Annotated in this window: 22 protein-coding genes and 1 pseudogene; 9 read left to right on the plus strand and 14 right to left on the minus strand. The window is 69.1% G+C overall.

The features are described from left to right. From QM597_RS00125 to QM597_RS00155, 7 genes are all read right to left on the minus strand, one after another. The coding region (locus QM597_RS00125; protein WP_415002848.1) for a hypothetical protein at nucleotides 1-370 on the minus strand (370 nt) is incomplete at its 3' end. Then, nucleotides 367-885, minus strand: coding sequence for a DUF6318 family protein (locus tag QM597_RS00130; protein ID WP_415002849.1), 519 nt, complete (start codon nucleotides 883-885; stop codon nucleotides 367-369). The genes QM597_RS00130 and QM597_RS00125, both read right to left, overlap by 4 nt. A gap of 96 nt (nucleotides 886-981) precedes the next feature. Next, nucleotides 982-1,872, minus strand: a complete 891-nt coding sequence (locus QM597_RS00135) for a hypothetical protein (protein ID WP_415002850.1) — start codon at nucleotides 1,870-1,872, stop codon at nucleotides 982-984. A gap of 9 nt (nucleotides 1,873-1,881) precedes the next feature. Next, complete coding sequence (locus QM597_RS00140) at nucleotides 1,882-4,605, minus strand: DEAD/DEAH box helicase (protein WP_415002851.1); 2,724 nt, start codon at nucleotides 4,603-4,605, stop codon at nucleotides 1,882-1,884. A gap of 57 nt (nucleotides 4,606-4,662) precedes the next feature. After that, nucleotides 4,663-5,829: a tRNA dihydrouridine synthase DusB gene (dusB, locus tag QM597_RS00145; RefSeq protein WP_415002852.1), complete on the minus strand. Its 1,167-nt coding sequence runs from the start codon at nucleotides 5,827-5,829 to the stop codon at nucleotides 4,663-4,665. Between the two features lie 49 nt (nucleotides 5,830-5,878). Then, nucleotides 5,879-6,475 carry a hypothetical protein gene (locus tag QM597_RS00150; protein WP_415002853.1) on the minus strand — a complete coding sequence of 199 codons (597 nt, stop codon included), beginning with the start codon at nucleotides 6,473-6,475 and terminating at the stop codon, nucleotides 5,879-5,881. Nucleotides 6,476-6,500: 25 nt separating this feature from the next. Next, the gene (locus QM597_RS00155) at nucleotides 6,501-7,904 is read right to left on the minus strand and encodes a glycine--tRNA ligase (protein WP_415002854.1); all 1,404 of its coding nucleotides are present in this window, start codon (nucleotides 7,902-7,904) and stop codon (nucleotides 6,501-6,503) included. Nucleotides 7,905-8,059: 155 nt separating this feature from the next. On the opposite strand from QM597_RS00155, the gene QM597_RS00160 reads away from it, so the two are divergent. Genes QM597_RS00160 through QM597_RS00185 form a run of 6 tightly spaced genes read left to right on the plus strand, consistent with a single transcriptional unit; the run spans nucleotide 8,060 to nucleotide 12,385 of the window. Continuing rightward, entirely contained in the window at nucleotides 8,060-9,001 is a 942-nt protein-coding gene (locus tag QM597_RS00160) for a metal ABC transporter substrate-binding protein (protein WP_415002855.1), read from the plus strand. Further along, on the plus strand, nucleotides 8,992-9,780 hold the full coding sequence (locus QM597_RS00165; protein ID WP_415002856.1) for a metal ABC transporter ATP-binding protein: 789 nt from the start codon (nucleotides 8,992-8,994) through the stop codon (nucleotides 9,778-9,780). The genes QM597_RS00160 and QM597_RS00165 overlap by 10 nt, the downstream gene beginning before the upstream one ends. Continuing rightward, nucleotides 9,781-10,623: a metal ABC transporter permease gene (locus tag QM597_RS00170; RefSeq protein WP_415002857.1), complete on the plus strand. Its 843-nt coding sequence runs from the start codon at nucleotides 9,781-9,783 to the stop codon at nucleotides 10,621-10,623. A gap of 15 nt (nucleotides 10,624-10,638) precedes the next feature. Next, a complete protein-coding gene (locus tag QM597_RS00175) occupies nucleotides 10,639-11,028 on the plus strand; it encodes a Fur family transcriptional regulator (RefSeq protein WP_415002858.1) in 390 nt (129 codons plus the stop codon). Next, nucleotides 11,025-11,927, plus strand: a complete 903-nt coding sequence (locus QM597_RS00180; RefSeq protein ID WP_415002859.1) for a 3-methyladenine DNA glycosylase — start codon at nucleotides 11,025-11,027, stop codon at nucleotides 11,925-11,927. The genes QM597_RS00175 and QM597_RS00180 overlap by 4 nt, the downstream gene beginning before the upstream one ends. Then, complete coding sequence (locus tag QM597_RS00185; protein ID WP_415002860.1) at nucleotides 11,924-12,385, plus strand: GNAT family N-acetyltransferase; 462 nt, start codon at nucleotides 11,924-11,926, stop codon at nucleotides 12,383-12,385. The genes QM597_RS00180 and QM597_RS00185 overlap by 4 nt, the downstream gene beginning before the upstream one ends. Nucleotides 12,386-12,404: 19 nt before the next feature. Here QM597_RS00185 and QM597_RS00190 read toward each other — a convergent pair whose 3' ends face one another. From QM597_RS00190 to cimA, 3 genes are read right to left on the minus strand one after another with little or no spacing between them, the layout of a single operon-like run. After that, the gene (locus QM597_RS00190; RefSeq protein WP_415002861.1) at nucleotides 12,405-13,250 is read right to left on the minus strand and encodes a hypothetical protein; all 846 of its coding nucleotides are present in this window, start codon (nucleotides 13,248-13,250) and stop codon (nucleotides 12,405-12,407) included. A gap of 50 nt (nucleotides 13,251-13,300) precedes the next feature. Next, complete coding sequence (locus tag QM597_RS00195) at nucleotides 13,301-14,083, minus strand: hypothetical protein (RefSeq protein ID WP_415002862.1); 783 nt, start codon at nucleotides 14,081-14,083, stop codon at nucleotides 13,301-13,303. Between the two features lie 7 nt (nucleotides 14,084-14,090). Continuing rightward, entirely contained in the window at nucleotides 14,091-15,674 is a 1,584-nt protein-coding gene (cimA, locus tag QM597_RS00200; RefSeq protein ID WP_415002863.1) for a citramalate synthase, read from the minus strand. Nucleotides 15,675-15,847: 173 nt separating this feature from the next. Here cimA and QM597_RS00205 point away from each other — a divergent pair, with 173 nt between their 5' ends. Further along, nucleotides 15,848-16,510: a hypothetical protein gene (locus QM597_RS00205; RefSeq protein WP_415002864.1), complete on the plus strand. Its 663-nt coding sequence runs from the start codon at nucleotides 15,848-15,850 to the stop codon at nucleotides 16,508-16,510. Between the two features lie 184 nt (nucleotides 16,511-16,694). Here QM597_RS00205 and QM597_RS00210 read toward each other — a convergent pair whose 3' ends face one another. Next, nucleotides 16,695-17,789: a branched-chain amino acid aminotransferase gene (locus tag QM597_RS00210; RefSeq protein ID WP_415002865.1), complete on the minus strand. Its 1,095-nt coding sequence runs from the start codon at nucleotides 17,787-17,789 to the stop codon at nucleotides 16,695-16,697. Nucleotides 17,790-17,835: 46 nt separating this feature from the next. Then, nucleotides 17,836-18,912, minus strand: coding sequence for a 3-isopropylmalate dehydrogenase (locus QM597_RS00215; RefSeq protein WP_415002866.1), 1,077 nt, complete (start codon nucleotides 18,910-18,912; stop codon nucleotides 17,836-17,838). 440 nt (nucleotides 18,913-19,352) lie between these two features. Here QM597_RS00215 and QM597_RS00220 point away from each other — a divergent pair. After that, nucleotides 19,353-19,697: pseudogene (locus QM597_RS00220) on the plus strand (O-methyltransferase); the annotation flags it as partial. Here QM597_RS00220 and QM597_RS00225 read toward each other — a convergent pair. Beyond that, nucleotides 19,638-20,477 carry a YczE/YyaS/YitT family protein gene (locus tag QM597_RS00225; protein WP_415002867.1) on the minus strand — a complete coding sequence of 280 codons (840 nt, stop codon included), beginning with the start codon at nucleotides 20,475-20,477 and terminating at the stop codon, nucleotides 19,638-19,640. The pseudogene QM597_RS00220 and the gene QM597_RS00225 overlap by 60 nt on opposite strands. Further along, nucleotides 20,474-20,611, minus strand: coding sequence for a hypothetical protein (locus tag QM597_RS00230; protein ID WP_415002868.1), 138 nt, complete (start codon nucleotides 20,609-20,611; stop codon nucleotides 20,474-20,476). Before QM597_RS00230 ends, QM597_RS00225 begins: the two co-directional genes overlap by 4 nt. A 61-nt stretch (nucleotides 20,612-20,672) precedes the next feature. On the opposite strand from QM597_RS00230, the gene QM597_RS00235 reads away from it, so the two are divergent. After that, nucleotides 20,673-22,124: a PLP-dependent aminotransferase family protein gene (locus QM597_RS00235; RefSeq protein WP_415002869.1), complete on the plus strand. Its 1,452-nt coding sequence runs from the start codon at nucleotides 20,673-20,675 to the stop codon at nucleotides 22,122-22,124. Nucleotides 22,125-22,233: the final 109 nt, after the last annotated feature.

A 22,233-nucleotide genomic window follows, 5' to 3' on the forward strand; every position in this document is an offset into this window, starting at 1 on the left:
AGACGGTGGCGTGGGTGTAGTAGATGGTGGGGATGTTGATGAGGGTGGTGCCGGTGTCGGGTTGGAGGTAGAGGGTGGTTGCGGGTAGGCCGATGGTTTCGATGGCGTGGAGGATTTCGTCGGGGAGTGTGGTCTCTGGGGTGTTGGGGGGTTGACCGCAGCTGTCGGTCAGGAAACCGAGGACGCCGCAGCCTTCGGCCATCACGTCCGGATCGACTTGCTGCGGTGAAGTCCCTGTCGATGAGGTCTTCGTCGGTTCCGATGAGGTCTTCTCTTGAACTTCAACTGTGACCCCCGGGCTGTGCGGGTTTGGTGCCACATCGGTGCCGTTCGGCAACGCTAGAGCGAGCGCGAGGATGACTGCCTTCATAGTTGCCTTCCTGCAAGAAGTTGGGCCATCTGCCAGCCGCCGTTGGTAAAGCGAGCGACGAAGGTTACTTCCTCGTCAGATGCCTCAAACCGCTTACGCTCAGCACCTTTTGACTCGATGTAAAAACCGGCCGCGAGGTGCAATGTCACGACCCAGGCAGCATCCGTCGCATGAGGAACCTGTTCGATTTCGCTGATACTCCAGTCCCCATCTGTTGTGCTCCCGCCTCGGGCGTCCCACTCGTTGAAGTGGTTCACGTAGTCCTGGCAGCCGGTGCAGTCGGGGGTGCTGGCCTGTTGCAGCGGCCCGGTGTCTCCGGTGTGCGAGGCGTAGTTGATGACCTCGATGTAGTAGTGCAGAAACGCCTCAGCACCCTCCGGCGTGTTCTCCCCGGCAGCCACCGGCACCACCGGAACCGCAAGCGTGGCCGAGGCCGAGGCCGACGCCTCCGGCTCAATCGGCCTCGGCTCGGCGGCACACCCCGCCACGACCACCACGACCGCCACCACGGTCACCACAATTCGACGCATGAATCCCCCGATCTACGCGACACCGAACCTAATGCCCCGCCGCCAACCTGTCACCCCCTGGCGTGTTCACCCTGGGGAAAGCTATTCCAGACCAAGCGCGGACAAGGGGGTGTGCGTCAGCCTGGCGAGGGGCCACATCGTCTCGGGTCGCCCCTGCACCGGTTCCCCGTCACGCAGACCCCGGAAGGGACGCACGAAGCAGGCCGCGCCGGACTCATACGTCGTTATCAGCTCGCCGCCGACCTCCACGACCCCCTCGGCCATATTCGGCAGGCGATAATGGCGAGTCTTCGATCCGGCCTGGCCTTCGCGGGAGGAACGCGGCTGCACGACCAGATAGGCAGCGTGATGCTGTCCGCGCGACGCGCTGAATACGAACTCCTGGTCACGGACCACCACCCCCTGCCCTTCCGGCGGCGTCACAATAGGGTCGCCGACGCGCCGCCACCGCTGGCCGTCGCGCTCATAGGTGAACAACAGCGCCCCCGCGAAATCACCGAGATACAGGCGGTCCGCGTGCATCGCGGCATACGAGCCTCCCTCGACCCGCTGGGGCGCATGCACCTGCCGGATCGGCCACCAGCGGCCCCGGCGGACGTCGGCGCGCCGGTAGGTGTGCAGCCAGCCCTTGTCGGTGACGTACACCCGCTCCCCGTCGACGGCGACCCCGCCGGCATGGTGCGGCGTACGACCCGGACCGCCCAGGCGCACGACGTTGACGATCCGCCCCTGCGACGGATCGAGCACCGCCAGCCACGAGCGATACCCCAACCGGGTCCGCGCGTAGTACGACTGCAGCAGGTGGCCCGTCTGCGGATCGAGGGCGAGGCCCTGCGGAACCCAGGCACGCCGGGAGCCGGAGGCCCGCACGAAGGGGATCTCCATGCCGAGGCGGCTGCCGCTGTCGGCAACCCAGCCCTCGGTACGCTGCTGTCCGGTCGCCAGCCAGGCGGCCACATGTCGACGTCTCATCGCACCTGCTCAGTTATCGCTGACGACGCCGCGGTACAGGCAGTCGAGTGCCCGCCGAGCGGTCGTGCGTAGATCGGTATCGTCGCCGGCCGCCTGGCCGATCTGCGCTAACAGGTCGATGAGCTGCTTGACGGCGCGAACGAAGTCGCCTGCGGCCAGGCCAGTGGCGGCCAGCACTTCGTGCAACGGCGCTCCGTCGGCCCATCGCCCGACGCCCTCGGCGAAGCCGAAGTCGAGTTCACGCAGGAACCGCAGCCGGTGCCGGCGCTCCAAGGCCGCGAGTTCTCGTTGGATCAGACCCATCTCCCCGGCCACGTCGCGCAGCCTCGCCGACGGGAAACTCGATGCCGGGGCGTCGTCGGCGGCTCGAGAGGTGTAGGACAGGCCGCTGACGACCGCCGCCAGCTCTGCCGGTGTCAGACCGTCCCACACGCCGCGCTGGAGGCATTCCCCGATGACCAGATCCAACTCGCCGTAGAGCCGCTGGAGCCGCCGGCCCGCCGGTGTGACGGTGTCGCCATCGAGGTAGTCGAGTTCGGTCAGCACCTCGCACACGTGGTCGAACTGCCGTGCCACGGTGTTCGTGCGCTGCTCGATGGTGCGGCGCTTCTGCTCGGTCTCCCGGTCGAGTTTGGCGTGCCGCTCCGCCCACCTCGCGTGCGACTCTCGGTCGGGGCACTGATGGCAGGGATGTTCGCGCATCAGCCGGCGCAGCTCCTCGACTCGAGGGTCTGCCTCGAACGGCGCGTGCCCGCCGCCTCGTGACGGCCTGCCGGGCCGTGGCTGCGCGCGCTGGCGCAGGGTGGAGGCGAGGTCCCGGCGCGACTGCGGACTGCGTGGGTTGAAACTCTTCGGGATCCGCATCGTGTCCAACGGGACCACCGGCTCGGTGAAGTCCACGGTGGCCAGGCGCCGGGCGTGGCGGTCCTCGGTGAGCACGAAGGGCCTCGGTCCCTCGCGGTCGGCCACATGTCCCGGATCGAGGACGACCGCAGTGCCGGCCCATTTGCCGCGCGGTACGTCGATGATGTCGCCGCGCCGCAGGGCCAGCAGTGATTCGGCGATTCTCTGGCGATGCTGGGCCTTGCGCTGCCGGGCGCCCTCGGCTTCGATGTCGCCGATCTGCCGCCGGTAGCCGGCGTACTCCATGAAATCGCCGAGGTGGCAGGTGGCCGACTCGGCGTACCCGGCCAGTGCCTCGTCGGCCTTGCGGATCTGCCGCGCCAGGCCGACGACCGCGCGGTCGGCCTGGAACTGCGCGAACGACTGCTCCAGCAGGTCGCGCGCGGTACGGCGTCCCACCTGGCCGACCATGTTGACCGCCATGTTGTACGACGGCCGGAACGACGAGTGCAGCGGATAGGTGCGCCGCGAGGCCAAGCCCGCGACCTGTTTCGGGTTCAGCCCCGCCTGCCACAGCACGACGGCATGCCCTTCGACGTCGATGCCACGCCGACCGGCCCGTCCGGTGAGTTGGGTGTACTCCCCCGGCGTGACGTCGACGTGGCTCTCGCCGTTCCACTTGCTGAGTTTCTCGATGACCACGGACCGGGCCGGCATGTTGATGCCGAGCGCGAGGGTCTCGGTGGCGAACACCACCCGGACGAGGCCGAGGCTGAACAGGTGCTCGACGCACTCCTTGAACGTCGGCAGCATTCCGGCGTGGTGGCAGGCGATGCCGCGGCCCAGCGCCTCACGGAACTCGTGGTAGCCGAGCACGTGCAGGTCCTCGTCGGGCAGGTGGGCGCAGGCCTCGTCGACGTAGTTCTCGATCTCCACGCGCTCCTCGGCCGTGGTGAGCATGAGCCGCGCGTCGAGCAGCTGGCCGACCGCAGCGGCGCACCCGGCCCGGCTGAACACGAAGCAGATCGCCGGAAGCAGTCCCTCGACGTCGAGTTTCTCGACCAGTTCGAGTCGAGTCGGCGCGCGGTGCCGAGTCTTCGGCCGGGCTCCGCCCTTGCGGGGACGGCCCTTCGCCATCCGGCTCAGCTGCCAGTCCTCGCGGGCGAAGCGCTCCAGCTGGCGGTTGACGACCGGCGAGCCGTCGTCGGCGATGGTGCCGTCCTCGAACAGGTCGAAGATCTTGCGTCCGACCAGCACGTGCTGGTGCAGCGGCACCGGACGGCGCTCCTCGACAATGGTGACGGTGCTGCCGCGGACCTCAGTCAGCCAGTCGCCGAACTCCTCGGCGTTCGAGACCGTCGCCGACAGCGAGACGATGCTGACCGACTCCGGCAGCCCGATGATGACCTCTTCCCACACCGCGCCACGGAAGCGGTCGGCGAGGTAGTGGACCTCGTCCATGACGACGAAGCCGAGGCCGTCGAGCGTCCGCGACCCGGCGTAGATCATGTTGCGCAGGACCTCGGTCGTCATCACGACGACGGGGGCCTCGCCGTTGACGCTGTTGTCGCCGGTCAGCAGGCCGACGTTCTCGTTCCCGTAGCGCTCGCCGAAGTCGTGGAACTTCTGATTCGACAACGCCTTGATCGGGGTCGTGTAAAAGCACTTGCGGCCGGTCGCCAGCGCCAGGTGGACCGCGAACTCTCCGACGATGGTCTTACCCGAACCGGTGGGCGCGGCCACGAGCACGCCGTGACCGGACTCGACCTCCCGGCAGGCGCGCACCTGGAAGTCGTCCAGGTCGAAACCGTAGTGGCCCCGGAAGTCGGCCAGATGCGGAAACTCACGTTCGGCCCGCGCCCGCGCATAGGCCTCCGACGGACTGGGCATGACCCCCAGCCTACGGCCGCCCCGGCCCGCCCCGTGCCCTGAGGTATGCCGGCAGATTTACCCGCCGGAGGCGGCGTCCTCGGCTGCGGGGTCGAGATCACCCTCGACGACGCGCGAATCGAGCCAGCCGTCGGGGACCACGACCCGCTTGGGCGATCCCTGGCGCCCGCGCGGACGGCCCAGCTCGGCGACCGGGAACGGCTCGTCGGGATCGAGGTCGGCCAGGAGAGCATCCAGCGCGGCATAGGACGAGACCCGGCCCAGGCGATCACGTACCACCGACCCCGCACGGAATCCTTTGAGATACCAAGCCACATGCTTGCGGAACTCGATGCAGCCGCGCTCCTCGCCGAGCCAGTCGCCCAGCAGCTCGGCGTGCCGGCGCATGATCGCGGCGACCTCGCCGAGCCGCGGCGTCGTCAGCACCTCACGGCCGGTCAGCGCCGCCGCCAGGTCGCGGAACAGCCACGGCCGGCCCAGACAGCCGCGCCCGACGACGACGCCGTCGCATCCGGTCCGCTCGATCATCGCGGCGGCGTCGGCCGCCTCCCAGATGTCGCCGTTGCCCAGCACCGGGATCGCCGTGGCGGCCTTGAGTTCGCCGATGGCCTCCCAGTCGGCCTGGCCGGAGTAGTGCTGGACCGCAGTCCGCCCGTGCAGGGCGATGGCCGCACACCCGGCGTCGGTGGCGATGCGGCCGGCCTCCAGGTAGGTGAGATGATCGTCGTCGATGCCCTTGCGGGTCTTCATCGTGACCGGCACTCCGTACGGCTCGGCGGCAGCCACCGCCTGCGTCAGGATGCGGCCGAGCAGATTCGATTTCCACGGCAGGGCCGCTCCCCCGCCCTTGCGGGTCACCTTGGGCACCGGGCAGCCGAAGTTGAGGTCGACGTGGTCGACGCCGTGCTCGTCGCACAGGATCGTCACCGCGCGGGCGATCACGTCCGGGTCGATGCCGTACAACTGCACCGACCGCACCGGTTCGGCTCCGGAGAAGGTCAGCATCGACAGGCTCGTGCGATCCCCCTCGACGATGCCGCGCGAGGTAATCATCTCGCAGACGTACAGCCCCGAGATGCCCGCCGTGTCCAGCGCGCCCTGCTCGGCGCACAACTGGCGAAACGCCGCATTGGTGACCCCGGCCATCGGTGCCAACACCACCGGGACGTCGAGCCGGATCCCGCCCAGAGACAGGGGCGGGGCCATCAGGGTCGACGCGGTCATAGCCCCATTGTCGCCGACCGGCCCCCACCGGCAGTTGCGGCGGGCGCGATCAGGGGGTCCAGGTAATCGTCGAGTCCGAGCCGTCGGGTTCCAGGTCCACCGAGACCAGGGCATGCCCGGCCGGGACGAGGTAGACCATGCACAGCGTGGCGCTCTGCCCGGGCAGGAAACTCTCCGGCAGTTCTCCGGTCGGGCAGGGCGCGAAACTACCGACGATGGGCGTCGGCGGCAGCAGCGTGTTCGAGTCGTCGTGGGCGAACACCGGCAGCGCCACCCCGCCCAGGCCGGCCGGCCCCTCGTTGACGACGGCTAGATCGACGTAGAACGGCGAGGACGCCTGCTGCTCGGGCGACAGCGAGAAGAACCGGAAGTCCTCGATCATGCCCTTGCGGACGTTCGTGATGGTCACGGTGATCGCGCTCGTGGCCTTCTCGTCGACCTGATAGACGACCGAGGCGGACTCCCCGGCGACCCGCTTGGTACCCGGTTTGGTGATCGTCACGCCGTCGGGCACGTCGAAGCCCGCCGGCACCGACGACTTCGGCTTCGGGTCGTCCCCGCCTCCGCACCCGCTCAGGCCGGACGCCGCCACGACGACGACGCAGGCGAGGAGAATCAACCGAAGCGAGCGAGATGACCTGAGCACGCCGCGATTGTCGCGCCTGAGCGGGTCAGCAGCCCGGTAGGCGCGCCGCAAGCCACTCACGAACCTGGCCGAGAGCGACGCGCTCCTGCTGCATCGAGTCCCGCTCGCGGATCGTCACCGCCTGGTCCTCCAGGGTCTCGAAGTCGACGGTGACGCAGAACGGGGTGCCGATCTCGTCCTGACGGCGGTAGCGCTTGCCGATGGCCTGCGCGTCGTCGAAGTCGACGTTCCAGAAGCCCCGCAACTCGGCGGCGAGGTCGCGCGCGGCCGGCGAGAGCGCCTCGTTGCGCGACAGCGGGAGCACCGCAGCCTTGACCGGCGCCAGGCGCGGGTCGAGCCGCAGCACGGTGCGCACGTCGACGCCGCCCTTGGTGTTGGGTGCCTCGTCCTCGGCGTAGGCGTCGACCAGGAAGGCCATCATCGACCGATTGACGCCGGCCGCCGGCTCGATGACGTACGGCGTCCAGCGCTCGCCGGTGGCCTGGTCGAGATAGGCCAGCTCCTTGCCGGAGTGCTCGCTGTGGGTCGACAGGTCGAAGTCGGTCCGGTTGGCGACGCCCTCCAACTCGCCCCACTCCGAACCGGCGAAACCGAAGCGGTACTCGATGTCGACGGTGCGCTTGGAGTAGTGCGAGAGTTTCTCGGCCGGATGCTCGTAGAAGCGCAGGTTGTCGGCGGTGATGCCCAGGCCGGTGTACCAGCCCATGCGCTCGGCCATCCAGTATTCCTGCCACTGCTCGTCCTCGCCGGGCTTGACGAAGAACTCCATCTCCATCTGCTCGAACTCGCGAGTGCGGAAGATGAAGTTGCCCGGCGTGATCTCGTTGCGGAAGCTCTTGCCGATCTGGCCGATGCCGAACGGCGGCTTCTTGCGCGAAGTGGTCATCACCTGGCCGAAGTTGACGAAAATGCCCTGCGCAGTCTCCGGGCGCAGGTAGTGCAGGCCCTCGGCGGACTCGACGGGGCCGAGGAAGGTCTTGAGCAGGCCGTTGAACATGCGCGGCTCGGTCCACTGGCCCTTGGTGCCGCAGTTGCCGCACGCCAGCAGGTCCATAGCGACCGTATCGGGGTCGATGTCGCTCTGGCCGGCCTTGGCCTTCTTCTCGGCGTAGGCCTCCTGCAGGTGGTCCTGGCGGAACCGGTGGTGACAGGACAGGCACTCCACGAGCGGGTCGACGAAGGCAGCCAGGTGGCCGGAGGCCTCCCAGACCTGGGTCGGCAGGATCACCGACGAATCGAGTCCCACGACGTCGTCGCGGCCCTGCACCATCGAGCGCCACCACTGGCGCTTGATGTTCTCCTTGAGTTCCACGCCGAGCGGCCCGTAATCCCACGCGGACTTGGTGCCGCCGTAGATCTCGCCGCACTGGTAGACGAATCCTCGGCGCTTGCAGAGGCTGATGACGGTGTCGATCGTCGAGGCAGGCATGCGTGTTGTTCTCTTTTCCGGCTGGATGTCGGCGGGTGTCGCGGTCGTCGTGACGCACCGCGCCCGAGGGCGGCACCAGCCTAACGAGGCCGGTGTGGCCGGTCTCACCAGGCAAGCAATTTGACAATGGTTCCCATACGCGACAATCTGGGATCATGCGACGCCTTCCCGTGATTGTCCCCGCCCTGCTTCTACTGGCCCCCGCCGCGCTCGCCGCGTGCTCCGGCAGCGACGACAGCGCCAGCGACGACCCGACCATCGTGGTCGCGGCCTATCCCATGGAGTTCCTGGTCGAGCGGATCGTCGGCGACCACTACTCCGTCGAGAACCTGACCCAGCAGGGTCAGGAACCGCACGATGTCGAACTGACCCCCCATCAGGTCGCCGACGTCAAGGACGCCGATCTCGTCGTCTTCACCGAGCACTTCCAGAGCGCCGTCGATGAGGCCGTCGAGCAGGCCGGCCGCGACGCCGACGAAACCGTCGACCTTGCCACCGTCGTCAACCTGCTCGAAGCCGACGAGGAGGGTCACGACCACGCCGAAGGCGAAGAGGAGGAAGGTCACGACCACGGCGACGTGGACCCGCACTTCTGGCTCGATCCGAACCGCATGGAACTGGCCGCCGACGCCATCGCCGACACGCTTTCGGAGGTCGACCCGGACCACGCCGACGAGTACCGCGCCAACGCCGACGAGTTGATCGGTGACCTGCAGGCGCTCGACGCCGAGTATGACGCGGGCCTGCAGACCTGCGAGCGCCGCAGCATCGTCACCTCGCACGCAGCCTTCGGCTACCTCGCCGATACCTACGGCCTGACGCAGATTCCGATCGCCGGCCTGGAGCCGGGCCAGGAGCCGTCCTCGGCCCAGCTCGCCGAGATCACCGACCTCGTGAAGAGCCAGGGCATCACGACGGTCTTCAACGAGGAACTCGTCGATCCGGCCATCGCGCAGACCGTCGCGGACGCCACGGGTGCGACAATGACCACCCTGAGTCCCATCGAGGGACTGACCGAGGAGACCGCCGATCAGGACTACCTGTCGCTGATGCGCGCGAACCTCGACGCGATCCGAGAGGCCAACGGGTGCCAGTAGTCCACGACCACCTCGACGACTCCGCGGGCGTGCTCCACGCTCGCGGAGTCGTCGTCGATCTGGGAGGCCGTCCGATCCTGACCGATGTCGACCTCAGTGTCCGCACAGGCGAGACCGTCGCCGTTCTCGGTGCCAACGGCTCGGGCAAGTCGACGCTCGTGCGCGCACTGATCGGCCTGGTCCCCCGTCGCGCCGGCAGCATCGACCTGTTCGGCACCCCGCTGGAGCACTTCGCCGACCGCGCCCGGCTCGGCTACGTGCCCCAGCGACCCGCCACGACCGCAGGAGTCCCGGCCACCGTGCGCGAGGTCGTCCTCAGCGGACGGCTCGCCCGGCGGCGGCTGATCGGCCCCTCAACCAAGGCCGACCGCGAAGCCGCCGACCGCGCCATCGATCTGGTCGATCTGGCCGACCTGCGCCGCCGCCCCGTCACCGAACTGTCCGGCGGCCAGCAGCAGCGCGTGCTCATCGCGCGCGCCCTGGCCTGCGAGCCGGACCTGCTGGTCATGGACGAGCCGCTCGCGGGCGTCGACGCCGCCAGTGCGCAGCGGCTCGCCGACACCGTCGAACGCCTCACCCGCAGCGGCACCGCCGTCCTGCTCGTCGAACACGACCTCGGCCCGCTGACCTCGGTCGTGGACCGCGCGGTCGTCATCGACCGGGGCCGGGTCGCCTACGACGGACCGCCGGGCGGCGCGCCGGCCGAGCACGTCCACCACCACCCCTACGCCGGCGAACCGGCGCGCATCGAACCGCTGCCGCGAGAGGGCGTGGTCTGAGTGCTCGATCTGCTCGACTACTCCTTCATGCGCATGGCGCTCGGCGCGGCCTTCGTGACCGGGCTGACCGCGCCGGCCATCGGCACCTTCCTCGTGCAACGGCGTCTCGCCCTGCTCGGCGACGGCATCGGCCACGTCGCCCTGACCGGCGTCGCCCTCGGCCTGCTCACGGGCACCGCTCCCCTGGTGACTGCGGTGGCGGCGGCCACACTCGGCGCGGTGGCCATCGAGTTGATGCGCACCTACGCCCGCACCTCCGGCGATGTCGCCCTCGCGATGCTGTTCTACGGCGGGATCGCTGCGGGCGTCATGCTCATCAATCTGGCCGGCGACAGCGCGGCAACGCTCAACAGCTACCTATTCGGCTCCATCGTGACCGTCACCCCGGCGGATCTGACGCTCATCACCGTGCTCGGCGGCCTCGTGCTGGCCGTCACCATGCTCGCGGCCCCGCAATTGTTCGCGGTCTGCCAGGACGAGGAGCACGCCCGCGTCAGCGGCGTCCCGGTCCGGCTCTACGGCATCCTCATCGCCGTGCTCGCCGCCGTGACGATCACCGTGGCCATGCGTACCGTCGGACTGCTGCTGGTCTCGGCGCTCATGGTCGTCCCGGTGGCAGCAGCACAGCAGGTGGCCCGCAGTTTCCGGGGCACCCATCTGCTCGCGATGGCCATCGGCCTGCTCGCCGCACTCGGCGGCGTGGTGGCGAGTTTCGAGATCGACACCCAGCCCGGACCGACCATCGTCCTCGCAGCACTGGCTTGCTTCGCGCTGCTGGCGGCGGGCCGGGGCCTCGGCGTACTGCTGGCCCGGCAGCGCAGGAGGCGGCTAGAGTCGACCTGAGGAGGATTCCCCAGCATGGTCGCCACACCCCGCAACACCCGGCAGCGCCGCGCCGTCGCCGCGATCCTCGAGGATCTCGACGGTTTCGCGAGCGCTCAGGAAATCCACGACCTGCTGCGTCACCGTGGCGAGTCGGTCGGGTTGTCGACGGTCTACCGCAACCTCCAGGCGCTCGCCGATGCCGCCGAGATCGACGCGCTGCGCAACGACGACGGCGAGGTCCTCTACCGCCAGTGCAGCACCGGGCACCACCACCATCTCGTGTGCCGCTCCTGCGGGCGCACCGTCGAGGTCGCCGGCCCCACGGTCGAGCGCTGGGCCGATGCCATCGCGGCCGAACACGGCTTCGACGACGTATCGCACACCCTCGAAATCTTCGGCACCTGCGGCGACTGCGCCCCATGACCGGCCGCCCGTCGGTGCCGGTCATCCTGGCCCGTTCGGACTGGCTGCCGCTGGCGCAGGCACACCGCGAACGCGCCGAGCGGTGGACGCTCCCGCATCTGCAGCGGCGTCATCGCGGTGAGGAGCATCCGGTCGAGGACTTCCTGTTCGAGTACTACAACTTCTCCCCCAGTGCCCTGGCGCGCTGGCATCCCGGCCTCGGCGTCGCCCTGGAGGACGCGCCCGAGTACGCCCCGCTCGGTGCCTATCTCACCGAATCGGGGGTGAGCCGGGTCGATCCGGCCCGGCTGGAGCGACGTCTTCCCGGTCTGCGCTGGACACACCGCCTCCTGGAGCGCACCGCCTCCGCCGAGCCGCGCTGGAACTGTTTCGGCCTGCACGAGTGGGCCATGGTGTACCGAGGTGCCGACCGGCGGCGACACGCGCGACTGCCCCTGCGGCTGGGAGCCGACCTGACCGATCAGGTGGTGCGCGATCATCCGCTGCGCTGCACCCACGTCGATGCATTCCGCTTCTTCACCCCGGACGCCGCGCCGCTCAACGCCCAGCCGCTCGCGCGCGCCGACCAGATCGACTACGAGCAGCCCGGCTGCGTCCACGTCTCGATGGACCTGTACCGCCTCGCCTTCCGGCTGATGCCCTTCGCCGAGGCCACCGTGGTCCTCGACGCCTTCGAGTTAGCCCTCGATGCGCGGCAGGTGGACATGCGCGCCTCGCCCTACGACGTGACCGGACTCGGCCTGCGCCCGATCCGCGTCGAGACGCCCGAGGGCAAGGCCGAATACGTCCGCGAACAACGCCGGCTCGCCACCGCAGCCGCACCCCTACGCGAGCGGCTGGCGGCCCACGTGTCGAGACTTCTGGCGACGGCCGAGCGGTCCACTAGCCTGACGTCGTGACCTCCAATGCCTCGGCTCCCCCGCCCCGTGCCGTCGCCGGGGACCGGCTGAGCGCCGCCGAGGTCTACGCGATCTGGCAGATCCGTGACCTCGTCTTCGCCGTCGAGCAGCGGTGCGACGAACCCGATGTCGACGGGATCGACCTGCTGGCCTCGACCACCCACCTGTGGCTCGCCGACGCGCAGGGCCTGACGAGCTACCTGCGGTCCTACGCCGGCAACTCGGGCACCCGGCGGATCGGCCGGGTGTGTACCCGCATCGATCAACGAGGCCGTGGCCTGTCCGGCCGACTGCTGACGCACGCCCTCGATCTGTGGGGGCACGAACGTATCGACATCGGCGCTCAGGCTTATCTCGAAGACTGGTACACCGGCTACGGCTTCACCCGCTCGGGGCCGGGCTACGAGGAGGCCGGTATCGCGCACCTGCCGATGACCCGCCTCGCAGCCCGAGGTTGACGCACCGGACCTCGCCCGGTCAGCTCTCCTGCTCCTCTTCGGTGGCCTCGTCGTCGTCCTTCGAGGAATCGTCGTCCTTGGAGTCCTTGGAATCGGCACTGCTGAGATCCTTGCCGTCGCCGAAAGCGTCGATGTACTCCGCCAGACGATCCTGGCTCTCGCTCACCGCATCGTCGACGGCATTGATCGCCGCGTCGTACTGCTCGGTGTACTCGAAGGAGTACGACTGCCCCCCGTCGAGGGAGGTCGCCATCGTCCCGAGTTGGTCGATGACGTACTGCAGGGCATCGGAGGTCAGCTGTGCGGCCTCCTCGAAGCCCTCGGGCACCTCGACGGCCTCGAACTCGTCCTTGACCGCCTGCATGCCAGGGATCGTCGAATCCCGGATGGGCTGGCCGTTGGAGAACGGACCGGCACCGAGCAACTCGCTCGGCTTGTCCCGGTCCAGGGCGGCCATCGCCGCCACGAGGAACGGACCGCTGCCCGAGGACTCCTCGACCAGATCCTGCAGGGTGTCGAGGTCGTCGCCCACCTGCTTCTCGGCGGCCTGGGCCTTGGCGTAGTCCTCGGAGTGCTCGCGTCCGTACGCCGGAGCGTCGCCGAGGCTCGGGATGTCGTCGCGCGCCTCGTCGATCAGGTCAAGGGCCTTCTCGGTGTCGTCCTCGACCTCCTCCAACAGGTCCTCGGCGGTGTCCTTGCGGAAGTCCGCCAGGTCGTCGAGGTAGGCCGCAGCCGTGGTGTCGGCCTTCTCGATGTCCTTCTTGTGGTTCTGCTCGATGACGAAGTAGGTCGCGCCACCGGCGATCAGGGCGACGACCACCAGGCCGATCAGCGTGAACAGGACGATCTTTGCGCGCTTGCTCATGCCGCCAACCGTGCTGCCCCCAGTGCCTGCTGTCAAATCGACATGCGAGATCACTCCGGCAGGACGGCATCGATGGCCGTCGCCACATCGGCATCGACGGTCAATCCGTACAGCCGCACCGCCTCCTGCGCCTCCGCGATCTGCTCGCCGTAGGAGAAGGAGTAGTTCTGCCCGAGGGCCGCGAAGTTCACCAGCAACTGCGACTGGTCGATGACGTTCTGGACGGCCGCGGAGACCGCCTGCGCCAGTTCCTCCTGGCCGCCGGGCACCGGCACCTCCTCGAAGGTCGCCAGCGCCTGCTCGAAGGCGGGGATCACCTGGCCGGTGACCACCGCCGGGTCGCGGATCGTCGTGGTACCGAGGATGTCTTCGATCCGCAGCGCCAGCGCGGTCTGTGCCGCCGCGATGAAATCGCGCGCGAGCGCCGCCCGGCCGAGCACGTCGACCAACTCGACGTACGGATCCAACATCGTCGCCTCGCGGTACTGCGCATCCCGGTAGGCCGAGGAGGACTCGACCCCTTCCCCGGAGAACTCCGCCAGGTGCGGCGGCTCGGCGATGCGGGCCTGGACCTGGGCCTGCAGCTCGGCCGGGGGCAGCGAGCGCCCGGCTTCGACGATCTCGGTGAGTTCGGCCAGGAAGGCGTCGGCCTCGGCGTCGAAGGCTTCGGCAACCGTGTCGGCCTCCTGGGTCGCCTTCACCTGCCGCTGTTGCTCGACGATGACGAAACCGCCGACACCGACCACGACGATCAGCGTCGCCAGAACCGGCAGCGCCCCGGCCAGGCGCTGCCAGCGGCCGCTGCGCTTCGTGCGGTGCGTGTGCCGATTCACTGCGGACTCAGAGCGCCGCCCGCGACACCCCGTGCGCCCGCAGGCCGTAGGTCAGGGCGTCGGTCAGCGCGATCCACGAAGCCTCGATGATGTTGGCCCCCACCCCCACCGTGACCCACGAATCCTTGCCGTCGGAGGTCTCGATGAGTACACGGGTGATGGCGTCGGTGCCGTGCCCCTGGTCGAGGATGCGCACGCGGAAGTCGGTCAGGTGGAAGCGGGCGACGTCGGGGTACAACTGCTCGATGGCCTGCCGCAGGGCATGGTCGAGGGCGTTGACCGGCCCGTTGCCCTCGCCCACGACGACGAGCCGCTGCCCGCCGGCGACGATCTTGACGATGGCCTCGGCCGAGTCCGGGGTAGCGATGGTGCGCCAGGACTCGACATCGAAGTAGTCCGGGCGCTCCCCCATCTCCTCGGCGACCAGCAACTCGAACGAGGCATCGGCGGCCTCGAAGGTGTAGCCGGCCTGTTCCAACTCCTTGACCCGGTCGGTCAGCCGGGCCAGGCGCGCGGGATCACCGGTGAGGTCGTAGCCGAGTTCGCGGCCCTTCAACTCGATGGTCGCCCGGCCGGCCATCTCCGAGACGAGCAGGCGCATGTCGTTGCCCACGAGTGCGGGATCGATGTGCTGGTACAAGTCGGGATCGACCCGGATCGCGCTGGCGTGCAGGCCGGCCTTGTGGGCGAAGGAGGAGACGCCCGTGTACGGCTGGCGGGCCGACGGCGGGTAGTTGGTGATCTCGGCGACCGCGTGGGCGATGCGCGTGGCCTCGGCCAGCCGGCCTTCCGGCAGCACCGGGCGATCCAGCTTGAGTTCGAGGTTGGCGATGCAGGTGACGAGGTCGGCGTTGCCGGTGCGCTCGCCGTAGCCATTGAGGCAGCCCTGCAGATGGGTCGCGCCGGCCAGCACTGCCGCCATCGAGTTCGCCACCGCGCAGCCGGTGTCGTTGTGGGCGTGCATGCCCAGGCGAGCACCGGTCGAGGCGAGCACATCGCCGACGATGTCGGTGACCTGGTGCGGGAGCATGCCGCCGTTGGTGTCGCACAGCACGGCTACCTCGGCACCGGCCTCCGCCGCCGCGCGGACGACTTCGAGGGCATAGTCGCGGTTGTCGAGATAGCCGTTGAAGAAGTGCTCCAGGTCGACGAAGACCCGCTGCCCTTCAGCCCGCAGATGCTCCACCGTGTCGCGCACCATAGCGAGGTTCTCGGCCAGCGTCGTGCGCAGCGCCAGCTCGACATGCTTGTCGTGACTCTTGGCCACCAAGGTCACCACCGACGCGCCGGACTCGCGCAGGGCCGCCACCAGCGGATCGTCGGCGGCTACGGCACCGGCGCGCCGGGTGGCTCCGAAGGCCGCCAGAGTCGCGGTCTGCAGGTCGAGTTCCTTCGCGGCCAGGGCGAAGAATTCGGTGTCCTTCGGGTTGGAGCCGGGCCAGCCGCCCTCGATGTAGCCGACGCCCAGGTCGTCGAGGTGCCGCGCGATGTGCATCTTGTCGGTCACCGACAGGTTGAGGCCCTCCTGCTGGGCACCGTCACGCATGGTGGTGTCGTAAACGTGGAACTGGGGATCGGCGGTGGCGTTCATGTTGTCCTTCGGGCACGGTGCTGGTCCACGAAAAAAGCCCCCCGGACATCGGGAGGCAGCGCGCTGGTTCTGAGTGGGTCAGAATCCGGCGCGCCCGGCAATGATGATCGAGAGGCTCGACATGGCCTCAGTCTAGACTTCACGACCATGCTTGCCAAGACGGGGTGTGCGCGATGACCGTGCCGGTGCCGCACGTGCGCCATTCGCTCCACGCCGTGCTCACCCCCGAGCCGATCAACGGCCGCAGCAGCGCCGATTTCGCGTTGCCCGACGAGTCACTGCTGCTCCGCTTCGGGGCGACTTCGTGGCTGATCGGCGATCTCGCCAAGCGCCCCTACACGACGATCCTGCATCGCTCGGGGCCGGTCTCCGCCGTGCGCCGTGATGTGGTCGCGGCCCGCCTGGAGGCGCTGACGCTCGGGGCCTGCCACGACGGATATGTGCTCGACCTGGTGGTGCCGCAGATCGTCCCGGGTGACATCGACACGATGGACGCCGGCGCCTCGGCCCAGTGGGTCGCCCTCGACCTGGACGGCCCCGACGTCGTCTCGCGGGGCCTGGAGACCTTCGGCCTGCCGGAGTTGCGTTGCCGGAGCGTCGACCGCGACGCACTGGCGGCCACGCTCGCGGTCCTGAACGGGCTGACCCACCGGATCATCACCGAGTGGCCCGAGAACGATCCCGTGGGCGGCGCGACGGTGACCATCGCCGACATCGCCGCAGGACTCGGCGAGTCCGAATCGCAGGACCGTCGCGGCCTCCGCGTGACGATCTCCTTCACCGGCGACGAACTCCTCATCACCCTCGACGACGACCCCCGGACCCTGTTCGCCTGACGTATCGCGTATGAGAACGCGCGCGGATAGACGGAACCCGGTCGTTGAGGTTCGAGTTTGCGATCCTCGAAATAACCCACCACCGCAGGCTTCGGGGTGGGGGCACCTCCCACTTGCGGGGTACACCCGTTCCTCGCTCGCACCTCAACCAGCGGGACCTACTGGCGCGGCCTCGCGCCCGGCGTCAGACCAGGCGGGTCATCCAGCCGTGCCGGTCCTCGGCGCGGCCGCACTGGATGTCGACGAGGACCGCGCGGATCGCCGCGGTCACCGGGCCGATCTCACCGTGCGAGGCATCCACCTCACCGCCGTCCCAGGCCAGCCGCCCGACCGGCGTCACGACGGCGGCCGTGCCGCAGGCGAAGACCTCGGTGATCGAGCCGTCCGCGACCCCGCCGCGCCATTCGTCGATCGACACCTTGCGCTCGACGACCTCGTGGCCGAGGTCGCGCGCCAGCGTCAGGATCGAGTCGCGGGTGATGCCTTCGAGGATCGAGCCGGACAGTTCGGGAGTCACGATGGACCCGTCGGACTGCACGAAGTACAGGTTCATCCCGCCGAGTTCCTCGACCCAGGTGTGCTCGACCGAATCCAGGAAGGCCACCTGCTCACAGCCGTGCTCGTAGGCCTCCTGCTGCGGCAGCAGGCTCGCGGCGTAGTTGCCGCCGCACTTGGCCGCCCCGGTGCCGCCGCTGCCCGCGCGCGAGTAGGTCTCCGACAGCCAGATGTCGACCGGCTTCACCCCGCCCTTGAAGTAGGCACCCGCCGGCGAAGCGATCACCGAATAGGTGACGTGCTGCGACGGCCGCACGCCGAGGAAGACCTCCGAGGCGAACATGAACGGACGCAGGTACAGGCTCCGTTCCTCTCCGCTGGGCACCCAGGCGCGATCGGCCTCGACGAGCGAGCGAATGGAGCCGAGGAACCACTCCAACGGCAGCTCCGGCAGCGCCAGCCGGTGCGCCGAACGGGCCAGCCGCCGCCCGTTGGCCTCCGGGCGGAATCCCCAGATCGACCCGTCGGCATGCGCATAGGCCTTGAGTCCTTCGAAGATCTCCTGCGCGTAGTGCAGGACGGCCGTGGCCGGGTCGAGCTGCAGCGGACCGTAGGGCACGACGCGCGCGTCCTGCCACCCGTCGTCCGGGGTCCACTCCGCCAAGAACATGTGGTCGGTGAAGTGGTTGCCGAATCCCGGGTCGGCGAGGATCGCGGCGCGCTCGGTCTCGGACCGGGCCGCCGGGTTCTGCGTGAGCGTGGCGGTGAACGTGGGGGCGGTCATGGGGGTCACGGTAATGCCTTCGGTGAGAGGTCGACAGGGACGGGAGTCAGCCCGCCGCTACGCCCGAGGCCACGAGCGAACCGATGGCCTCCCCCACCTCCTGCGTCGACCGGGGGGCCGCATGCGCGCCGGCTCGCGCGGCGATGTCGGTCTCGACCGCAGTCTCGATCTGGGCGGCCGCCTCGGCGTGGCCGAGATGGCTCAACAGCAGGCCGGCCGACAAGATGGCGGCCGTCGGGTCGGCCTTGGACTGGCCCGCGATGTCGGGTGCCGAGCCGTGAACCGGCTCGAACATGCTCGGCGTGGTGCGGTCGGGGTTGACGTTGCCGCTCGCGGCCAGGCCGATGCCGCCGGTGATCGCGGCGGCCAGGTCGGTGAGGATGTCGCCGAACAGGTTGTCGGTGACGATGACGTCGAAGCGCGCCGGGTCGGTCGCAAGGAAGATCGTCGCGGCATCGACGTGCAAGTAATCGACGCTGACCTCGGGGAACTCCGCAGCCACGGCCTCCACGGTGCGGCTCCACAGGTGACCGGCGTGCACGAGGACGTTGTTCTTGTGCACGAGCGTGAGCTTCTTGCGCGGGCGCGCCTGGGCGCGGGCGAAGGCGTCGCGCACCACGCGCTCGACGCCGAAGGCCGTATTCAGGCTGACCTCGGTGGCCACCTCCTGCGGCGTGCCGATACGGATCGCGCCGCCGTTGCCCACGTACGGCCCCTCGGTGCCTTCACGCACCACGACGAAGTCGATGTCGCCGGGCTGGGCCAGCGGCGTCGGCACACCGGGGAACAGCTTCGACGGGCGCAGGTTGACGTAGTGGTCCAGCTCGAAGCGCAGCCGCAGCAGCAGGCCGCGCTCCAGCACGCCCGAGGGCACCGACGGGTCGCCGACAGCACCCAGCAGGATCGCGTCGGCACTGCGGATCTCCTCCAGCACCGCATCCGGCAGCGTCTCGCCGGTGGCGTGGTAGCGGCGGGCACCGAGGTCGTACTCGGTGCGCGCGAAGGCGAGGTCGTGCTGGGCAGCGACGAGGTCGAGCACCCGCAGGGCTTCGTTCGTTACTTCCGGTCCGATGCCGTCGCCGGGGACGACGGCGAGCTGGTAGGTCTGCGTCATGGAGGTCATCCTAGGTGGGTCGATCTCAGATGGTGAACCGATATCTCACGAAACGGATGGTCAGTTGTCGTCGGGACGGTCCGCCGTCAACGGCCAGGCGGCCTCCGACGACTCGTTCGCGCTGTCCTCGCGCAGATGGGCAGGTCCCCAGAAGACGATGGGAGTCGGCATGATTCTTTCCTTCTCGGTAGGTGATGTCGGGGCGGCCGAGGGGCCGGTCCGCCGAACCACATCGGGGTGACCGAGATGAGAAGGAGAGAGGGATCGTGTGCGATCCGGTTCCTGCAGCGGTTCAGCGGGCCAACGCCAGAACACCGCAGCAGGTGGTCGGCCCTGTTAGGAGGCCCTGCTGCGGCAAGCGATGGCTACGTACTGCTTCCGCATAGCGAACACGATACCTCACCGGCGAATTGCAGTGAAACACTGGCCGCGTGTCTTCCCCCCACGGTGTGCCCGGCCTCGTCGCCCGCGCCCTTGATTTGTCTCGCCAGCGCGGCTTCATTGCCTCGACTCGTCACGAGACCGGTCGCCTGCTGGCCACGCTCGCCGCCTCGCGCACCGGCACCCTCGCCGAACTCGGCACCGGCACAGGCGTCGGATCGGCGTGGCTGGCCAGCGGTGCACCAGAGGATGCCCGCATCGTCAGCGCCGAACTCGACCCGTCGCTGGCCGAGGACGTGCAGAAGATCTTCGCCGGCGTTGACAATGTGGAGATCGTCGCCGGCGACTGGACCTCACTGGAGCAGTCCGCACCCTTCTCGCTGATTTTCGTCGATGTCCGCGAGGTCATGGCCGAGATCGACCACCTCGCCGACCTGCTCGAACCCGGCGGTGTCGCCGTGCTCGACGACTTCACGACCTCCCCGCACTGGCCGCCCATCGTCGACGGGCAGGTCGACACGATCCGCGAGCGCTGGCTCACCGATGAGCGTTTCGTCGCCGCAGAGATGCTCATCGACGCCGACGCGAGTCTCGTCATCGCCACGCGCCGCTGAGCCGCCGTCCAGCAGGCCGAGGAAGAACTGCACCAGGGGGCCGATGGCCACGGCGTAGGCGAGCGTGCCGATACCGACCGTGCCGCCCAGGGCGAAGCCGATCCCCAGGATCACCACCTCCAGTGCGGTGCGGACGATCCGGATGCTCCCGCCGGTGCGCCACACCAGCCCCTCCCAAAGGCCGTCACGAGGGCCGGTGCCGAGGGACGCGCCGATGTAGAGGGCACCGGCCAGTCCGTTGCCCACGACTCCCAGTGCCAGGAAAGCTGCCCGGACCCCAAGGTCGTCGGGTGTCGGCAACCAGGCCAGCGTGACGTCGACGGCCACGCCGGTAACGATCACGTTGAGGATCGTGCCGAGGCCCGGACGCTGTCGCAGCGGGATCCACAGCAGCATCACGACCGCGCCGGTGACGATGACGACCTGGCCGAAGGTCAGCGGCACACGGGTCGCCACGCCCTCGTGGAACACGTCCCACGGTGACAGGCCCAGGCCACCCTCGACCAGCAGCGCCATCGTCGCGCCGTACAGCCACAGCCCGACGAGCAGGCGCAGCAGCCGGCCGATCACGGCTCTCATGCGCGCCACCGCTGCGTGAACTCATGCTGGTGGCTGCGCGGGCCGGGCCGGTCGCCGTAGCCGTCGGCGCGCACGGCCAGCCCCGTCCCGACGACGAGCAGCGACAGGAAGATCATCACGATGAACCAGAACATGTATCCAGGATGGAGATAATTGGCCTTGCTTTGAATAGCCAATTACGGAACAGTGGCCACCATGAGTTCGCCGGTCATGTCCGCCCGCCGACTCGCGGGCATCCTCGGTAACCTCGACGGCACCGGCCCGGCCTATGCCGAGATCACCGACCGCATCAGGGTCGCGGCGATGGACGGGCGGCTCGCCGACGGCACCCGACTGCCCAGCGAGCGCGAACTGGCTGCGGCCCTGGGCGTCAGCCGTACCACCACTTCGCGCGCCTACGCCGATCTTCGTGAAGCCGGACTCATCGCCTCACGGCGAGGCTCCGGAAGTACCGTCACCGTGCCGCTGGAAGCCTCACCGGCCAGCACGCTGCTCGGCACCCACAGCGATCCCGACACCCTCGCATTTACCTACTCCGCGCCCATCGGGCCGCCCGGCATGGCGCGGGCCTTCGAGCGGGCCATCGCGAAGCTTCCCGGACTGCTGGCGACCAGCGGCTACCTGCCCGACGGGCTGCCCGCGCTGCGCGAACTGCTCGCCGACTACTACCGCCAACGCGGCCTACCGACTGACCCCGACCAGATCATCGTCACCAACGGGGCGATGGGTGCCATTTCCCTACTGTCGCGCACCCTGCTCTCCCCCGGCGACCGGGTGCTGGTCGAGGGCAGCAGTTACCCGCACGCCCACGACTCGATCATCGCCGCCGGCGGACGCCTCACGGCGCTGCCGGTCGGGAACGGCTCACCGTGGGACGTCGAAGCGATGGCCGCAGCGCTCAAAGCGAGCCGTCACACGCTGGCCTATCTCATCTGCGACTTCCATAACCCCACGGCCGCAGTGATGACCGGGCCGGAGCGGGAGGCCTGGGCCGGCCATTTGCGCAGGCGCGGCGTCACCGCAGTCGTCGACGAGTCGATGCACGAGGTCAACCTCGACGGCATCGACCTGCCGCCCAGCCTGGCGCACTTCGACCCGTCGACGGTCCTGATCGGCTCGTCGTCCAAGCCCTTCTGGGGCGGCCTGCGCGTGGGCTGGGTGCGCGCGCCGAAGCCGCTGGTGGTGACGCTGGTGCAGGCCCGCATGATCGCCGACCTCGGCACGTCGGCCTTCGATCAGGTGGTCTTCGCCGAACTCCTGAGCGACGGCGGGCAGACAGCCGCGGCGGGCCGGGCCGCACTGCGCCAGGGACGCGACCACCTGCTCGGCGAGCTGGCCGAGCACCTTCCGGAGATCGAGGCACCGTGCCCGGCCGGCGGCCTGAGCCTGTGGGTCACGCTGCCGGGCCACTTCTCGACGCGACTGTGCGCAGCAGCCGAGCGACGCAAACTGCTGCTGACTCCCGGGCCTCGCTTCTTCTCCTTGGGCGGGCGCGCGGGAGAGCGCCACCTGCGCATCCCCTACGCGCACAGCAGCGAACACCTGAGCGAGGCGGTACAGCGTCTCCGGCTGGCCTACGACGACGTCCAGGCCGGCCGCACCGGCACCCGCCGCACCGACTCCCCGACCATCGACCTCATTGCGTAAGAACGCGGATAGACGCTGGCTGAGGTGCGTAGGCCGCTTGCGGCCGGAGCCTCGAAGCCTGCGGTGGTAGGTCATTTCGAGGCTCGCAAGCTCGCACCTCAATGACCGG

The sequence above is a fragment of the Aeromicrobium sp. genome, from assembly GCF_047607065.1.
Taxonomy (GTDB): Bacteria; Actinomycetota; Actinomycetes; order Propionibacteriales; family Nocardioidaceae; genus Aeromicrobium.

What these genes read in the sequence shown, in the direction of transcription:
- QM597_RS00135 (WP_415002850.1), bottom strand. Translation starts at nt 1,872, where the DNA reads ATGAGACGTCGACATGTGGCCGCCTGGCTGGCGACCGGACAGCAGCGT.
- QM597_RS00140 (WP_415002851.1), bottom strand. Translation starts at nt 4,605, where the DNA reads ATGCCCAGTCCGTCGGAGGCCTATGCGCGGGCGCGGGCCGAACGTGAG.
- dusB (WP_415002852.1), bottom strand. Translation starts at nt 5,829, where the DNA reads ATGACCGCGTCGACCCTGATGGCCCCGCCCCTGTCTCTGGGCGGGATC.
- QM597_RS00155 (WP_415002854.1), bottom strand. Translation starts at nt 7,904, where the DNA reads ATGCCTGCCTCGACGATCGACACCGTCATCAGCCTCTGCAAGCGCCGA.
- QM597_RS00160 (WP_415002855.1), top strand. Translation starts at nt 8,060, where the DNA reads ATGCGACGCCTTCCCGTGATTGTCCCCGCCCTGCTTCTACTGGCCCCC.
- QM597_RS00175 (WP_415002858.1), top strand. Translation starts at nt 10,639, where the DNA reads ATGGTCGCCACACCCCGCAACACCCGGCAGCGCCGCGCCGTCGCCGCG.
- QM597_RS00180 (WP_415002859.1), top strand. Translation starts at nt 11,025, where the DNA reads ATGACCGGCCGCCCGTCGGTGCCGGTCATCCTGGCCCGTTCGGACTGG.
- QM597_RS00190 (WP_415002861.1), bottom strand. Translation starts at nt 13,250, where the DNA reads ATGAGCAAGCGCGCAAAGATCGTCCTGTTCACGCTGATCGGCCTGGTG.
- cimA (WP_415002863.1), bottom strand. Translation starts at nt 15,674, where the DNA reads ATGAACGCCACCGCCGATCCCCAGTTCCACGTTTACGACACCACCATG.
- QM597_RS00205 (WP_415002864.1), top strand. Translation starts at nt 15,848, where the DNA reads ATGACCGTGCCGGTGCCGCACGTGCGCCATTCGCTCCACGCCGTGCTC.
- QM597_RS00210 (WP_415002865.1), bottom strand. Translation starts at nt 17,789, where the DNA reads ATGACCGCCCCCACGTTCACCGCCACGCTCACGCAGAACCCGGCGGCC.
- QM597_RS00215 (WP_415002866.1), bottom strand. Translation starts at nt 18,912, where the DNA reads ATGACCTCCATGACGCAGACCTACCAGCTCGCCGTCGTCCCCGGCGAC.
- QM597_RS00225 (WP_415002867.1), bottom strand. Translation starts at nt 20,477, where the DNA reads ATGAGAGCCGTGATCGGCCGGCTGCTGCGCCTGCTCGTCGGGCTGTGG.
- QM597_RS00230 (WP_415002868.1), bottom strand. Translation starts at nt 20,611, where the DNA reads ATGTTCTGGTTCATCGTGATGATCTTCCTGTCGCTGCTCGTCGTCGGG.
- QM597_RS00235 (WP_415002869.1), top strand. Translation starts at nt 20,673, where the DNA reads ATGAGTTCGCCGGTCATGTCCGCCCGCCGACTCGCGGGCATCCTCGGT.